We start from the raw sequence: 15,518 nt of genomic DNA, 5'->3' as shown, positions 1-15,518 counted from the left end.
GACCTCTGCGAACCCGCTGACGCTGCAGGTGGCGGGAAACCGGAGATGGTCGGTCGACGGAGATAGGCTTGCCGGGTGCACCCCCCGTCCGTCCTGGACGCGGGGTGATCGTCGTGCCATCCGTGGGAAGTGATCTCGCATGCTCACCGGTCTGTTCTCCGCCGCCCTGGCCGACGCCGGGCTGGTCCGGGCGCGTGACCTGGCGCGCTCCGGTGCCGCCCAGGTCGACGGCCTCGACATCACCGCCCCGCAGGCGCTGCGCCCGTTCGCGGTGGCCGCCGTCGCCGCCGACCCCGACGGCCCCGGTGGTGGGGCCGGGCGGCCGGTGCTGGCGGTGACCGCCACCACCCGCGAGGCCGACGACCTGGCCGCCGCGCTCGGTGGGCTGCTGCCGGCGGAGCAGGTGGTGGTCTTCCCATCGTGGGAGACGCTGCCGCACGAGCGGCTCTCCCCGCGCTCGGACACCGTCGGCCGGCGGTTGGCCGTGCTGCGCCGGCTGGCGCACCCGGAGTCGGCCGACGCGCACGGCAGCACCGGGCCGCTGCGGGTGGTCGTGGCCCCGGTTCGTTCGCTGCTCCAACCGCAGCTCAAGGGGCTCGGCGACCTGGAGCCGGTGCAGCTGGCCGCAGGCGAGGAGGCGGACCTGGAGGAGGTCGCCCGCCGGCTGATCGACATGGCGTACGCCCGGGTCGACCTGGTCACCAAGCGCGGCGAGTTCGCGGTACGCGGCGGCATCCTGGACGTTTTCCCGCCGACCGACGAGCACCCTTCCCGTGTCGAGTTCTGGGGCGACGAGGTGGAGGAGATCCGCACCTTCGCCGTCGCCGACCAGCGGACCATCGAGCAGGTCCCGCTGCTGTGGGCGCCGCCCTGCCGGGAGTTGCTGCTCACTCCGGCGGTCCGTGAGCGGGCCGCCGCGCTCGCCGAGCAGCACCCGGAGCTGGCCGAGATCCTGGACAAGCTGGCCGAGGGCATCCCGGTGGAGGGGATGGAATCGCTGGCGCCGGTGCTGGTCGGCCCCGACTCGCTGGAGTTGCTGCTGGACGCCATGCCGGCCGGCACCCACGTGCTGCTCTGCGACCCGGAGCGGATCCGCACCCGGGCGCACGACCTGGTCCGTACCTCGGAGGAGTTCCTCCAGGCCAGTTGGGCCGCCGCGGCGGTCGGCGGGCAGGCGCCGGTGGATGTCGGCGCCGCCGCCTTCCGCACCCTGGCCGAGGTGCGCGCCGCCGCCGGCAAGCTCGGCCAGCCGTGGTGGACGCTGTCCCCGTTCGGCCTGGTCGAGGCGGAGACCGCCGAGACCCGGCAGCCCTGGGAGGACGCGCCGGAGCAGGCTGCGGTTACTCCGGACGACGCCATCGCGGTGACCCTCTCCGCCCAACCGGCCCCGCTCTATCACGGTGAGACCGCGCGTGTCGTCGACGACCTCAAGCGCTGGGCCGGCGAGGGCTGGTCGATCGCGCTGGTCTTCGAGGGGCACGGCCCCGCCCAGCGGGCGGTGGAGGTGCTGCGCGACGCCGGGCTGGGCGCACGGCTCGCCGAGGAGGTGCCGACCGCGCCCGCCGCCGGCGAGCTGGTGGTCACCTGCGGCGCGCTGAGCAGCGGGTTCGTCGACGAGGCGTCCCGTTTCGTGCTGCTCACCGGCAACGACGTCACCGGGGGTCGGGGCACCTCCACGCGGGACATGCGCAAGATGCCCAGCCGGCGGCGCAACACCATCGACCCGCTGGAGCTCAAGGCCGGCGACCACGTGGTGCACGAGCAGCACGGCATCGGCCGGTACGTCGAGCTGGTGCAGCGCACCGTCAACGGCGCCAGCCGGGAATACCTGGTCATCGAGTACGCGGCCAGCAAGCGCGGCCAGCCCGGTGACCGGCTCTTCGTGCCGACCGACCAGCTCGATCAGCTCTCCCGCTACGTGGGCGGCGAGCAGCCGACCCTGCACAAGATGGGCGGCTCGGACTGGCAGAAGTCCAAGGCCCGGGCGCGCAAGGCGGTGCGGGAGATCGCCGCGCAGCTGATCCAGCTCTACGCCGCCCGCAAGGCGTCCAAGGGGCACTCGTTCGGCCCGGACACCCCGTGGCAGCGGGAGCTGGAGGACGCCTTCCCCTGGCAGGAGACGCCGGATCAGCTCGCCGCGATCGACGAGGTCAAGCGGGACATGGAGCAGACCGTCCCGATGGACAGGTTGATCTGCGGTGATGTCGGCTACGGCAAGACCGAGATCGCGGTCCGGGCCGCGTTCAAGGCGGTACAGGACGGCAAGCAGGTGGCGGTGCTGGTGCCGACCACGCTGCTGGTGCAGCAGCACTACAACACGTTCGCTGAGCGGATGAGCCAGTTCCCGGTCCAGATCCGGCAGCTGTCCCGGTTCCAGACTCCGAAGGAGACCGAACGGACGCTGGAGATGGTCGCCGACGGCACGGTGGACATCGTCATCGGCACCCACCGGCTGCTCCAGACCGCCACCCGCTTCAAGCAGCTGGGTCTGGTGATCGTCGACGAGGAGCAGCGCTTCGGTGTCGAGCACAAGGAGCACCTGAAGACGCTGCGTGCCTCGGTCGACGTGCTGAGCATGTCGGCGACCCCGATCCCGCGCACCCTGGAGATGGCGATCACCGGCATCCGGGAGATGTCGACCATCGCCACCCCGCCGGAGGAGCGGCACCCGGTGCTCACCTTCGTGGGCGCACAGGACGACCGGCAGGTGGCCGCGTCCATCCACCGGGAGCTGCTTCGCGACGGACAGGTCTTCTACCTGCACAACCGGGTCGAGTCGATCGACCGGGCGGCACGGCGGCTGCGCGAGCTGGTGCCCGAGGCGCGGGTCGCGGTGGCGCACGGCCAGATGGGCGAGGAGGCCCTGGAGAAGGTCATGGTCGGCTTCTGGGAGAAGGAGTTCGACGTGCTGGTCTGCACCACGATCGTGGAGTCCGGCATCGACATCCCGAACGCCAACACCCTGATCGTGGAGCGGGCCGACCTGCTCGGCCTGGCCCAGTTGCACCAGATCCGTGGCCGGGTGGGCCGGGGCCGAGAGCGGGCGTACGCGTACTTCCTCTACCCGCCGGAGAAGCCGCTCACCGAGCACGCCCACGAGCGGCTGGCGACCATCGCCCAGCACACCGAGCTGGGCGCCGGCATGTACGTGGCGATGAAGGACCTGGAGATCCGGGGCGCCGGCAACCTGCTCGGCGGCGAGCAGTCCGGGCACATCGAGGGTGTCGGCTTCGACCTGTACGTGCGGATGGTCGGTGAGGCGGTCTCCGCGTTCAAGGGCGAGCGGCCGGAGGAGGAGGCCGATGTCAAGATCGACCTGCCGGTCGACGCGCACCTGCCGCACGACTACGTGGGGGTGGAGCGCCTGCGGTTGGAGATGTACCGCAAGCTCGCCGAGGCGCGCGACGAGGAGCGGCTGCGCGAGGTGGTCGCCGAGATGACCGACCGGTACGGCGAGCCACCGGCCCCGGTGCAGAACCTGGTCGCGGTGGCCCGGTTCCGCCTGCTGGCACGCCGGTACGGCCTGGCCGACGTGTCGATGCAGGGCAAGCACGTCCGGTTCGGGCCGCTGCCGCTGCCCGACTCGAAGCAGCTACGGCTCAAGCGTTACCACCCGGACGCGGTCTACAAGCAGGCCACCGACCAGGTGAGTGTGCCCCGACCGAGCACGCGTCGGGTCGGTGGCGAGCCGCTGCGCGACCAGGCCCTGCTGGAGTGGTGCGCCCAACTGCTCTCCGACGTGCTGGGCGCCCCCGCCCCGCTGGTCGCGGCAGCCGGCTGAGGGTGGGGGCCGTCACAGCGTGGGAAAGGGCATGAGAGAGTGACCGGCATGCGTGCTCGTCGTCTGATCGCCGCCGCCAGCGTCGCGGCCCTGGGTGTCCTCTCCCTCGCTGCCTGCGGGAAGTCCGCGCCGGCCGTCGCCGTGTACGTCGGTGACACCACCTATTCGGTGGACCGGGTCGACGCGATCTACGACGACGTGCAGGCGAAGTTCGGCGAGGCCGTCCGGCAGGAGGCCAGCCAGGCCGGTGCGACGCCCGCGCCCGAGCAGTTGCGCTCCGCCGTCACCCGGCAGGACGTGGTGAACCTGCTGGTCAGCCTGGAGCTGGGCAAGCGGGTGGCGGCGGCGAAGAACCTCCAGGTGCCCGACGAGGTCAGTCCGCAGCAGTTGGAGCAGAACCTGCGGGTGCCGGCCAGCACCGAGTACGCCAAGCTCTGGGGCGAGTGGATCGACCTGCTCCAGGTGCTCAACCAGCAGCTTCCGCCGGCCGAGCTGAGCGACGACTCGATGATGGCCGTCTACCAGGCCATCGCGAAGACCGGAGAGATCCAGGGTGGGCTGTCGGTGGCCGACGTCCGCCGGGCGTTCGGCGACGGCGGCTTCGTCCGCGCCGCCACCGCGCTCAGCGTCGCGCTGGAGGATGAGGCGGGCCGGGCTGACGTCTCCATCAACCCGCGTTACCGTGCTGTCGGGGTGCCGTCGGTGGTGAGCACCGGTCAGTCGTTGGTCTTCTACTCGTTGCCGTACATCAATGAGGACGGTCCGGTCACGGACATCTCCACCCCGGAGCCGGCGTCGTCGAGCGCGGCGCCGGAGGCCGAGGGCACGGCCAGCTGAGCATGACGGCACGGATCGTCCTGCTGGTCACCTCGCCCCGGCTGCCGGCCGGTCTGCTGACCTCGGCTGCCTGGGATGTCGTACGCCAGCATCCGGTGTTGACCGGCGCGGAGAGCGAGCTGGCCACGGCCGTGCGCCAGGCGGGCGCCACTGTCACCGTCGTGGACGGCCCGGCGACGCAGCCGCTGCTGGACGCGGTGGCGGCGCACGGCGCCGCGGTGTGGCTGGCCGGCCCGGCCGGCGACGAGTCGCTGGCCCGGGAGCTGGGCCTGCGGCTGGCGCGGGAGCCCGGGTTGGCCGAGTTGGAGCTGATGTACGGCTCGTGGGATCCGCCGGGCGCCCGGCTGCTGGACGCGGTGGCCGTGCTGGACCGGCTGGCGTCGCCTGGGGGAGACCCGTGGAAGCGTGCGCAGACGCACCGCAGCCTCGCCGGGTTTCTGCTGGAGGAGAGCTACGAGGCGTACGACGCGATCAGCGCCGGCGACACCGACGCGCTGCGCGAGGAGTTGGGTGACGTGCTGCTCCAGGTGGTGCTGCACGCCCGGCTCGCCGAGGAGCTGCCCGAGGGCGAGCGGTGGAACGTCGACGACGTGGCGGGTGGCCTGGTCGACAAGATGATCCGGCGCAATCCGCACGTCTTCGCCGGTGCCGAGGCGGGCACGCTGGAGGAGATCACCGCCAACTGGGAGCGCATCAAGCGGGCCGAGAAGGCGCGTGACTCGGTGCTGGACGGCGTGGCGCTGAGCCAGCCCGCACTGGCTCTGGCGGCGCAGATCCTGGACCGCGCCGCCCGCATCGGCCTGGCGGTCCCCCCGCCGCTGGCCGACTCCCAGGTCGACGCGGAGGCGAGGCTCGGCGCCAGCCTCCTGACCACGGTCGCGGCGGCCCGTCAGGCCGACCTGAACCCGGAGGCCGCCCTCCGCCGCACCACCCTCGCCTACGCCGAAGCAGTCCGCGCCGCCGAGCAAGCCTCCCCATCCCCCACCACCCCACCCGCCGACCCAAGTTGATCATGAAGTTGTTGCCGGGACACGCCGAGGTGGGCGGCAATAACTTCATGATCGACCGATGTGGCGGTGTGGGAGGGGGCGGTCGGTAGGGTCGGGGGGTGGAAGCGTTTGGGGTATTGGCGGAGCGGGTCGTCGAGGCGTTGTTGGAGACGCGGCCGGGGGTCGCCACCGCGGCGGGGGACCATCGGTACGACGACCGGCTGCCGGACCTGTCCGCCGACGCGCTGGCCACCGATCGGGCGATGCTGTCCGACGCGGCGAACGCACTGTCCGAACTGGACCCGGACTCGCTCGACGTCGAGGAGCAGGTGGACCATGCGCTGCTCACCTCATTCGTGGACCGGGAGCTGTTCGAGCTGACCGAGATCCGCTCGCACGAGTGGGACCCGCTGCGCCACAACCCCGGCCCGCTGCTGCATCCGCTGCTGGCCCGCCCGTACGCCTCGGCCGAGGTGCGGCTGACCCACGTGGCCGGTCGCCTCGCCGCCGTACCGGACGCCCTCGCCACCGCCCGCGCGACGCTGCGGGACATGCCGCGGATCCACGCCGAGACGGCGGTCGGGCAGTTCACCGGCACGGCCGCGCTGATCCGCGACGAGTTGCCGCCGCTGCTCGCCGAGGCGCCCGGCAGCCTCGACCGGGTGGAACCGGCGGCCACCGCGGCGATCGCCGCGCTGGAGGAGTTCGTCGCCTGGCTGCGCACCGGCCTCGCCGCCGACAGCGGCCCCGGCCGGGACCCCCGCCTGGGCCGCCGCCGCTGGGAGGCACGGCTCTGGCACACCCTCGACACCGAGCTGGGCGCCGCCGAGATCCAGCGCCGTGCCTGGGCCAACCTGGACCGGGTCACCGCGGAGATCCGCGAGGCGTCCGTCGAGCTGGTCGGTGGCCGGGCCGACGACGCGGCGGTACGCCGGGCGCTGGACGTGCTCGCCGCCGAACACCCGGACGACCGGACCATCGTCGAGCTGGCCGGGGTGACCCTGGACGAGGCGACCGACTTCGTCCGCGCGCACGATCTGGTCACCCTGGTCGACGACCGGTGCGTGATCCAGGAGATGCCGGAGTTCGCCCGGGGAGTCGCGGTGGCGTACTGCGACTCGCCCGGCCCGCTGGAGACCGCGGCACTGCCGACGTTCTACTGCATCGCGCCCACGCCTGTGGACTGGCCGGCGCACCGGGTCGAGTCGTTCTACCGCGAGTACAACGACCACATGATCCGCAACCTGACGGTGCACGAGGCGATGCCCGGGCACTTCCTCCAGCTCGCCCACGCGCGCCGCTACGTCGGCGGCACCCGGGTCCGGGCGCTGGCCGAGTCGGGCCCGTTCATCGAGGGCTGGGCCGTGTACGCCGAGGAGCTGATGGCCGGGCTCGGCTTCGGCGGCCTGCCGGTGCGGTTGCAGCAGCTCAAGATGCAGCTGCGGATGACCATCAACGCGCTGCTCGACCAGTTGGTGCACGCCGATGACCTGCCCGAGGCGGAGGCGATGGCGCTGATGACCGGGCGCGGCTTCCAGGAGGAGGGCGAGGCCGCCGGCAAGTGGCGGCGGTCGCTGCTCACCTCCACCCAGCTCTCCACCTACTTCGTCGGGTACAGCGAGGTGGCCGAGATCGCCGCCGCCCGCCCGCACGGGATGTCGGCGCGTGACTGGCACGACGCGATGCTCGCCCACGACTGCCCGCCCCCGCGCCACCTACGCACCCTGCTCGGCGTCTGAGCAACACCAGCGCCCGCACCGGTCACCGTCGCGCGGCGCTCACCGTCGCGTCGATCAGCCAGCGCGAGATGGAGTACGCGGGCGGCAGTTGCGCCGGCAGCGCATCCACGCCGAACCACTGAGCCTGGGTCAGCTCCCGGCCGTCGACGACCGGCTCGGCGTGCGGGTCGGCGGCGCGGGCGGTGAAGCCGGCGAGCAGCACCCCGGGGCCGGAGATCGCCCACGGTTGGCTGCCGAAGTAGGTCAGCCGGTCGACGCCCAGCCCGACCTCCTCGGCGACCTCCCGGTGCACGGCCGCCTCCAGGGTCTCGCCGGCCTCGACGAAGCCGGCGACCAGTGCCCACAACCCGCTCGGCCCGGTGGCGTGCCGAACCAGCAGCAGCTCGTCGGCGCGGCCGGCCGGGCCGGGTCGGGTGATCGCTACCAGCACCGCGGCGGAGAGCTGCATCGGCACGTACAGGCCGCAGTCGGGGCAGCGCCGGGCGGTCTCGCCGGGCTGGTCGGTCAACTCGGCACGGCAGGCGCCGCACCACCTGTGGGTACGCCGCCAGGTGACCACGGCCAACGCCCGTCCGGCCAGCGTGGCGAGCGGCTCGGGAACCTCGGCGGCGAGTGACGCCCAGCCACGTACCCGGCCGGGGACGCCGTCGGCCGTGGTCAGGTCGGTCGCCCACGCTGGCACCCCGTCGAGGATGCCCAACGGCACCCAGGGGGTGTCGGCGGGGAGGTCGGCGACCCGGGCCACCGTCCCGTCGGCGTTGGTCAGCAGCTTCGCTCCGATCACCGGCAGGGCCAGGTCGGTGGGCGCTGGTGGGTGGCCGAGGTCGGCGCCGGGCTGGAACCCGGCGCGCCGCGCGGTGGGAACGGACCGCACGGCCGGATCGGTCACGAGCCGCCCGGCCGGTGGTCCACCACGCTGGCACCGGCGGGAGGGTCGAACGCGTCCTTCGCCACCGTCCCGGAGTAGCTGCTCAGCGCCAGCTCCATCGGCTTGCCGTCGACGGTCCCGGTGAAGCTGCCGAGCACGCCGTCGGTGGTCACGCAGGCCGTGAGGCCACCGTCCGGCCGCTGCACCTCGACGCAGGTGGCGTGCTGCCCGGCGACTGTGGTGTCGCTCTGCTCGATGACCGCCTGCGGGTCCAGCGCGGCGGCGGTCAGCAGCCCCACCACCACCGGCGGGGTGACCAGGCCGTGCTGGTTCGCCTCGGCGAAGAGCGCGACTGTGGGCTTGCTGCCCGGGGTGGGCGGCGTGACAAGCGTGCACGCCGTGCGGCCGCCGGCAGTCGTGCACCGGGTGACGCCCTCCGGGGTGACGGTGAGTCGTCCGCCAGGGTAGCTGTAGGTGGAGCGGGCCGGGTCCTGGGCCTGCACGATCGCGGCGGTCTCGCCGCCGGGGAGCTGGTATTCGGCCGAGTAGGTCAGTTCCAGCGCCCGGTCGAGCCGGGCGGCGAGGTCGTTGACCAGATCGGAGCGGCCCATGGCGCGTCCGGCGTCCTCGAATGTCTGACAGCCGGTGACCGTGAGCGACGCGATGACCGACACGGCGAGCATGCGGAGGGTGGTCGAGGCGGCGGGCATGGCGACCAGCCTGGTGGATCGGGTCCGCGCAGCGCAAACCCGTTGCCGGTTGAGGCCCGGAAATCCGGGAATGTCCGTCACCGTGGGGCGACTCGGGAACGCGGGCGACGCCGTGCCCGTTCTCGTGGCCCGATACGCTGCGTTCAACACCTGCCTCAGCCGCACCGTCGCGGCCCACCCACGGACCGGATCACAACAACGAGGAGCGACTCAGTGGCAACCATCGAGGGAATCGTCGCCCGGGAGATTCTCGACTCGCGGGGCAACCCCACGGTCGAGGTCGAGGTCGGCCTGGACGACGGCACGGTGGCCCGCGCCGCCGTGCCCTCCGGCGCCTCCACCGGCGCCTTCGAGGCGATCGAGCTGCGCGACGGTGACGCCGACCGCTACCAGGGCAAGGGCGTGGAGAAGGCGGTCTCCAACGTCGAAGACAAGATCGTCGACCAGATCATCGGGTACGAGGCCAGCGAGCAGCGGCTGATCGACCAGAAGATGCTCGACATCGACGGCACCGACAGCAAGTCGGAGCTGGGCGCGAACGCCATCCTCGGCGTCTCCCTCGCGGTCGCGAAGGCCGCCGCCGGCAGCGCCGAGCTGAGCCTCTTCCGCTACCTGGGCGGCCCGAACGCGCATCTCCTGCCGGTGCCGATGATGAACATCCTCAACGGTGGCGCGCACGCCGACTCCAACGTCGACATCCAGGAATTCATGATCGCGCCGATCGGCGCGCCCACCTTCCGTGAGGCGCTGCGCTCCGGCGCGGAGGTCTACCACGCGCTCAAGTCGGTGTTGAAGAAGAAGGGCCTGTCGACCGGGCTCGGCGACGAGGGTGGCTTCGCCCCGAACCTGCCGACCAACGCGGCGGCCCTGGACCTGATCGCCGAGGCGGTCGAGAAGGCCGGCTACCGGCTCGGCAGCGACATCGTGTTCGCGCTCGACGTGGCGGCGACGGAGTTCTTCGACAACGGCACCTACACCTTCGAGGGCAGCCCGAAGTCCGCCGACGAGATGAGCACCTACTACACGAAGCTGGCCGACGAGTACCCGATCGTGTCGATCGAGGACCCGCTGGCGGAGGACGACTGGACCGGCTGGCAGACGCTGACCGCCTCCATCGGCGACCGGGTGCAGATCGTCGGTGACGACCTGTTCGTGACCAACCCGCAGCGGATCGCCCGCGGCATCGCGGAGAAGGCGGCGAACGCCGTCCTGGTCAAGGTCAACCAGATCGGTTCGCTGACCGAGACCCTGGACGCGGTGGACCTGGCCCACCGGGCGGGCTTCAAGTGCATGATGAGCCACCGCTCCGGCGAGACCGAGGACACCACCATCGCCGACCTGGCGGTGGCCACCGGCTGCGGCCAGATCAAGACCGGCGCGCCGGCCCGCTCGGACCGGGTCGCCAAGTACAACCAGCTGCTCCGGATCGAGGAGGAGCTGGCCGACGCGGCGCGCTACGCCGGCGCCGGCGCGTTCCCGCGCTACCGTTCGGCCTGAGCCGCGTAAGCCTCGGGGGAGGGGTGTGACGATGCAGCAGCGCCGCACACCGGGTGGTCAGCGTCCCGCCCGCCGGCCGGGTCAGTCCGGTCGGCCGGGTGGCGGCCGCGCCACACGGGGATCGGTCCGTGAGGCCGGCGTACGCGCCGAGCCGCGCGGCACCGCTGGTCGGGCGCCGGGCGCGGCCCGGGGCGCCGAGGGGCTTCGCTCCGCGAACCGTCCGGCCGCCGCTCGGCGAACCGGCGCCGGTGGTGCCGTCAAGCGGCTCGCCGCGCCCCACCCCCGTCGCTTCACCGGTCGGGCCACCGTGTTGTTCGCGGTCCTGATCGCGCTCGCTCTGGCCTACACCTACCCGGTCCGGGTCTACCTGGACCAGCAGGCCGACATCGAGCGGATGGAGGCCGCCCAGGCGGCGCAGGAGGAAGAGATCGGCAAGCTCGCCGCCGAGGCCGCCAAGTGGCAGGACCAGGAGTACATCAAGACCCAGGCCCGGGAACGGTTCTTCATGGGCCGGCCGGGGGAGAAGATGATGGTGGTGCTCCACGACCCGGAGGGCGCTGCCCGGGACGCCGGAAAGTCGGCCGGGCCATCCGCCCCGGCCGGGCCGGTGACCTGGTACGACACGCTCTGGTCGAGCGTTCAGGCGGCGGACAGCCAGCAGCCGGGCAAGTGAAGCACCGACCAGCGCACCAGGAGAGATGGGCACCGTGACTGTCGCACCACCGCCGGAATCGGCGGCGGATTCCGTACCCCTGCCGCACCGCGAGCCGGCCACCGAGGCCGACCTGGCCGCGGTGGGCGCGCAGCTCGGCCGCCCGCCCCGTGGGACCCGGGCGGTGGCGCATCGCTGCCCGTGTGGTCTGCCGGACGTGGTGGAGACGACGCCCCGCCTCGCCGACGGCACGCCGTTCCCGACGCTGTACTACCTGACCTGCCCCCGGGCCACGGCGGCGTGCAGCCGGCTGGAGTCGGCCGGGCTGATGAAGGAGATGGCCGACCGGCTGACGACGGATCCCGAGCTGGCCGCCCACTACCGGGCGGCGCACGAGGATTACCTCGCCCGTCGCGAGGCGATCGGCGAGGTGCCCGAGATCGCCGGCATCTCGGCCGGCGGCATGCCGGGCCGGGTGAAGTGCCTGCACGTGCACCTGGGGCACGCGCTGGGTGCCGGCCCCGGGGTGAACCCGTTCGGTGACGAGACGCTGGCGCTGGTCGAACCCTGGTGGACGGCCGGCCCGTGCGTGGACGTGCCGGCGGGCGAATGAGCGCGGACGCCGGGTCGTCGGCACCGGTTGCCGAGAGCCAGATCCTGGTGCGGCGGGCCCGCACCGGGGACGTGCGTGGCATCCGGCGGCTGGTCGACACGTACACCGACGACCGGCGGCTGCTGAGCAAGGCCACCGTCACCCTCTACGAGGACGTGCAGGAGTTCCGGGTGGCGGTCCGCGCCGAGGACGGCGCCGTGGTGGGCTGCGGCGCGCTGCACGTGATGTGGGAGGACCTGGCCGAGATCCGCACGGTCGCGGTGGACCCGTCCTGCCGGGGCCGGCGGATCGGGCACCGGCTGGTCGGTGAGCTGATCGACGCGGCTCGGGAACTGGGCGTGGCCCGGATCTTCGTGCTCACCTTCGAGACCCGGTTCTTCGCCTCGTTCGGCTTCCAGGCGATCGACGGCGCGCCGGTGCCGCAGCCGGTCTACGAGCAGCTGCTGCGCTCGTACGACGAGGGTGTCGCGGAGTTCCTGGACCTGGAGCGGGTGAAGCCGAACACGCTGGGCAACACCCGGATGCTGCTGCGGCTCTAGGGCGTGGCCTTGCGGGGGTGCGCGGCGAAGAACTCCCACATCAGGTCGGTGGCCGACAGACCGGCGGTGGGTGCGGCGAACTGACCGGTTGTCGCCCCCGGCCAGCTGTGGCCCATGCTGGCGATCGTGTAGATGCTGACCTCGCTGCCGTCCGCGCAGCGGGCCATGGTCCGGGTAACCCCCGGCACTCCGGAGGCCTTCGGGCTGGGCTTGCACCGGAGTCGCTGCTGCCAGGTCCGCATGCCCGCCTCGAAGACCGAGTCGTTCCGGTCCTGCGACCCGATGAAGGTGATCACCGAAACGGGGCTCTTCGGTATGTAGTTGTCGGGTGTGGTCATAGGGCCGATGTAGCCGCCGCTGACCACCCCGATCGCGGCGAAACGGCCCGTACTCTCCACCGCCGCCCGGAAACTCATGTCGGCACCGTTCGAGATGCCGGTGAGGAAGACCCGGGCCGGGTCGACCCGCCACGTCTGTACCAGGTGGTCGGTGAGTGCGTTGAGGAAGTCGACGTCGTCCGTCTTGCCGCAGCAGATCAGCGCGTTGAAGCCGCCACCCTGCCCGTCGGGGTAGGCGACCAGGACGTTGTCCTTGTCGGCCTTGACGTCCAGACCGGTCAGCTCCCGCATGGCGGAGCCGGTTCCGGGAAAGAAGTGCAGCGCGATGACCAGTGCGGGTGAGCGGCTGGGGTCGTACCCGGCTGGTGCGTGCAGCAGGTAGGCGCGGTCGAGCCCGTTGTGCTTCAGGGTGAGCCGGTGATCGCCCGGCGCTGGGCGTTCAGCCGACGGGGAGGGTGCGGCTGGAGGGGCCGACGGCTGCCCCCGTTCGCAGGCCGCGACGGCCACGATGAGACAGAGCCCCGTAAAAAATGCCATCGTCCGACGCACGCCGGCCACCCCCCGTCGATTCCGACGTCCAGCCTGGAGGCAGCCGGCGTGTGGATCAACCCTTTCGGTCCTGGCCGAAGGCAGGCAGGCTGTCCCCATGCTTCGCCTCGAGCTCGGGCCGGCGGACCTGTGCCGGGTGCGGTTCGCCGACCGGCTGCACCCGGTCGGGACCGCGCTGCTGGCCAGTCAGTGGCTGCGTGATCCCACGGTCGCGATGATGGCGCCGTCCCTGGCCGAGCACGCGGGGGCTGTCGAGACTGTCGGCGTCGCCCAGACGGCCACCACGATTCTGCGGCACCTCCTGCCCGGTCGGGGGAGCCTGCCGGATTTCGTCACCCCCTTCGACGGCATGGAGTCGCTGGCGGCCGGTCTCGAGGCGATCCGGGCCACCCCGGCGCGCCGGGTCCGGGCCGACGTCACCGCCGCGTACGCCGATGTGGCCGCGAGCCCGCTGCGGCGACGGTTCGCGGCGGCCGACCCGGAGACGCTGGACCTGTTCGGCGGTGCCGTGCGCACCTGGTTCGAGGCTGTCCTGGCGCCGCACTGGCCCGATCTGGTGGCGGGGTACCGCCAGCAGGTGACCTGCGCCAGCCAGCGGTTGGCGCGGCACGGCCTGACCAACCTCTTCGACGATCTGCACCCGGCGATCCGCTGGCGGGAACCGGTGCTGGAGGTGCGGACCTGGTGGCACGGAGAGCTGACCGGCACCGGGCACGGGCTCATCCTGTCGCCCTCCCCGTTGGCGGGTCCCCGGCCCCGGGTGCTGTTCGAGCCGGGTCGGCCGATCCTGCTCGTCTACCCGGTGCCGATGCCTCGCCGGGCGACCTCCGCGGGGGTCGACTCCCTCGGACGGCTGCTCGGCACCACTCGGGCGCTTGTGCTCCGCCGGCTCGCGGACGACGGCGGGCTGACCACGACGGTGCTGGCCCGGGCCGTCGGGATCAGTCTCTCCTCGACGTCGGAGCACGCCAGCGCGCTGCGCTCGGCCGGGCTGATCGCCAGCGAGCGGGACGGCGGGGCCGTCCGGCACCACCTGACACCGCTCGGTGCGCGGCTGCTGGACGCTGGCTCGGAGGCGTCGGTGGCGGACCTCTCGGCGGCGTGGCCCTCGACCGGACAACCCGCCGGGTGACCGCCTGGCCTGCCGTAGGGTTGCTGCCGTGACGACGCGTGTGGCGGCCATCGACTGCGGGACCAACTCGATCCGACTGCTGGTCGCCGAACTGCCCGACCCGGCGGCCGGACCGCAGGCTCCGCTGACCGACCTGACCCGACGGATGGAGATCGTCCGGCTGGGGCAGGGCGTGGACCGGACCGGCCGGTTGGCGCCGGAGGCGATCGAGCGGACCAGGGTTGCGCTGGCGTCGTACGCCGCGGACATCGAGAAGCTGGGTGCGGAGCGGGTGCGGATGTGCGCCACCTCGGCCTCCCGGGACGCGACCAACGCCGCCGACTTCACCGAGATGGTGCGGCGCACCCTCGGGGTCGCGCCCGTGGTGGTCAGCGGTGACGAGGAGGCGCGGCTGTCCTTCACCGGTGCGGTGCGTGGCCTTCCCGCGGACGCGAAGGAGCCGTTCCTGGTCGTGGACATCGGCGGCGGCTCCACCGAGTTCGTGGTCGGTGACCGGGCCGGCGGGGTGCGGGCCGCGATCTCGGTGGACATCGGGTGCGTCCGGATGACCGAGCGGCACCTGCCGGGCGATCCGCCGACGCCGGAGCAGATCGCCGCCGCGCAGGCCGACATCGCGGCGGCGGTGGACCGGGCGCTCGCGGCGGTTCCCGGCCGGGAGGCGGCCACGCTGGTCGGTCTCGCCGGGTCGGTCACGACCGTGGTCGCCATGGCCCAGGGCCTGGGGGAGTACGACCCGGAGCTGATCCACCACGCCCGGGTCTCCTACGACGCGGTGGCCGAGGTGACGGCCGACCTGCTGGGTCGGACCCGTGAGCAGCGGCTGGCGATCCCGGTGATGCACCCGGGCCGGGCCGACGTGATCGGCGCGGGCGCGCTGGTGCTCCGGGTGATCATGGAGCGGGCCAATATGCCGTCGGTGGTCGCCTCGGAGCACGACATCCTCGACGGCATCGCCTGGGGTCTTCAGTAAGGACGTGGCACTGATCGTCGTCGAACCGTGACGACGTTGATGCTCTGAGTCGACGTTGCGCTGCGACCGTCGGAGGATGGGTCTTCAAGCGCAGACGACGACGCGCCGGGCGGCCGCTCTGGCCGTGGCGGCACTCATACTCGGCGGTCTGACCTCCTGCTCGCCGGAGCTGAAGGGCGTCACCGGCCTGACCGTCGACGCCGCTGGCCACCCGCTCGCGGCGCTGGCCTGGTGTTCGGACCGACCGCCCGACATCGTGGTGCTCTTCTCCGTCCGGGGGTCGGCATCGCCAAGCCCGTCGGCG

At 72.6% G+C, this 15,518-nt stretch carries 13 protein-coding genes; 10 read left to right on the top strand and 3 right to left on the bottom strand.

What is annotated here, in order from left to right:
- The first annotated feature begins 139 nt into the window (after positions 1-139).
- The 4 genes from mfd (at position 140) to GA0070607_RS08455 (ending at position 7,346) form a co-directional block, all read left to right on the top strand.
- A complete protein-coding gene (gene mfd / locus GA0070607_RS08470; RefSeq protein WP_089017702.1) occupies positions 140-3,781 on the top strand; it encodes a transcription-repair coupling factor in 3,642 nt (1,213 codons plus the stop codon).
- A gap of 48 nt (positions 3,782-3,829) precedes the next feature.
- A complete protein-coding gene (locus tag GA0070607_RS08465) occupies positions 3,830-4,618 on the top strand; it encodes a hypothetical protein (protein WP_089021726.1) in 789 nt (262 codons plus the stop codon).
- Between the two features lie 2 nt (positions 4,619-4,620).
- Positions 4,621-5,628, top strand: a complete 1,008-nt coding sequence (locus GA0070607_RS08460) for a nucleoside triphosphate pyrophosphohydrolase (protein WP_089017701.1) — start codon at positions 4,621-4,623, stop codon at positions 5,626-5,628.
- A 98-nt stretch (positions 5,629-5,726) separates the two neighbouring features.
- Complete coding sequence (locus GA0070607_RS08455) at positions 5,727-7,346, top strand: DUF885 domain-containing protein (RefSeq protein WP_089017700.1); 1,620 nt, start codon at positions 5,727-5,729, stop codon at positions 7,344-7,346.
- 22 nt (positions 7,347-7,368) lie between these two features.
- On the opposite strand, the gene nudC is transcribed toward GA0070607_RS08455, so the two are convergent.
- Both nudC and GA0070607_RS08445 read right to left on the bottom strand, forming a co-directional pair.
- On the bottom strand, positions 7,369-8,220 hold the full coding sequence (gene nudC, locus GA0070607_RS08450) for an NAD(+) diphosphatase (RefSeq protein ID WP_089021725.1): 852 nt from the start codon (positions 8,218-8,220) through the stop codon (positions 7,369-7,371).
- An 11-nt stretch (positions 8,221-8,231) separates the two neighbouring features.
- On the bottom strand, positions 8,232-8,924 hold the full coding sequence (locus GA0070607_RS08445) for a hypothetical protein (RefSeq protein ID WP_089017699.1): 693 nt from the start codon (positions 8,922-8,924) through the stop codon (positions 8,232-8,234).
- Between the two features lie 213 nt (positions 8,925-9,137).
- Here GA0070607_RS08445 and eno point away from each other — a divergent pair, with 213 nt between their 5' ends.
- From eno to GA0070607_RS08425, 4 genes are read left to right on the top strand one after another with little or no spacing between them, the layout of a single operon-like run.
- Positions 9,138-10,421, top strand: a complete 1,284-nt coding sequence (gene eno / locus GA0070607_RS08440) for a phosphopyruvate hydratase (protein WP_089017698.1) — start codon at positions 9,138-9,140, stop codon at positions 10,419-10,421.
- Between the two features lie 31 nt (positions 10,422-10,452).
- Positions 10,453-11,094 (top strand): FtsB family cell division protein, encoded by a 642-nt coding sequence (locus GA0070607_RS08435; protein ID WP_089017697.1) that lies wholly within the window; start codon positions 10,453-10,455, stop codon positions 11,092-11,094.
- A gap of 34 nt (positions 11,095-11,128) precedes the next feature.
- Positions 11,129-11,686 carry a DUF501 domain-containing protein gene (locus GA0070607_RS08430; RefSeq protein ID WP_089021724.1) on the top strand — a complete coding sequence of 186 codons (558 nt, stop codon included), beginning with the start codon at positions 11,129-11,131 and terminating at the stop codon, positions 11,684-11,686.
- The gene (locus tag GA0070607_RS08425; protein ID WP_089017696.1) at positions 11,683-12,225 is read left to right on the top strand and encodes an amino-acid N-acetyltransferase; all 543 of its coding nucleotides are present in this window, start codon (positions 11,683-11,685) and stop codon (positions 12,223-12,225) included. The genes GA0070607_RS08430 and GA0070607_RS08425 overlap by 4 nt, the downstream gene beginning before the upstream one ends.
- Here GA0070607_RS08425 and GA0070607_RS08420 read toward each other — a convergent pair.
- Complete coding sequence (locus tag GA0070607_RS08420) at positions 12,222-13,100, bottom strand: alpha/beta hydrolase family esterase (RefSeq protein WP_089021723.1); 879 nt, start codon at positions 13,098-13,100, stop codon at positions 12,222-12,224. The genes GA0070607_RS08425 and GA0070607_RS08420 overlap by 4 nt on opposite strands.
- A 109-nt stretch (positions 13,101-13,209) precedes the next feature.
- Between GA0070607_RS08420 and GA0070607_RS08415 the strand changes: the two genes are divergently transcribed.
- A complete protein-coding gene (locus GA0070607_RS08415; RefSeq protein WP_157743111.1) occupies positions 13,210-14,244 on the top strand; it encodes an ArsR/SmtB family transcription factor in 1,035 nt (344 codons plus the stop codon).
- A 40-nt stretch (positions 14,245-14,284) separates the two neighbouring features.
- On the top strand, positions 14,285-15,214 hold the full coding sequence (locus GA0070607_RS08410; RefSeq protein ID WP_089017694.1) for a Ppx/GppA phosphatase family protein: 930 nt from the start codon (positions 14,285-14,287) through the stop codon (positions 15,212-15,214).
- Positions 15,215-15,518: the final 304 nt, after the last annotated feature.

Source organism: Micromonospora coriariae (assembly GCF_900091455.1).
GTDB classification, from domain to species: Bacteria; Actinomycetota; Actinomycetes; order Mycobacteriales; family Micromonosporaceae; genus Micromonospora; species Micromonospora coriariae.
The sequence above is the reverse complement of the archived record's forward strand: the minus strand, read 5'-3'. Positions and strand labels throughout refer to the sequence as shown.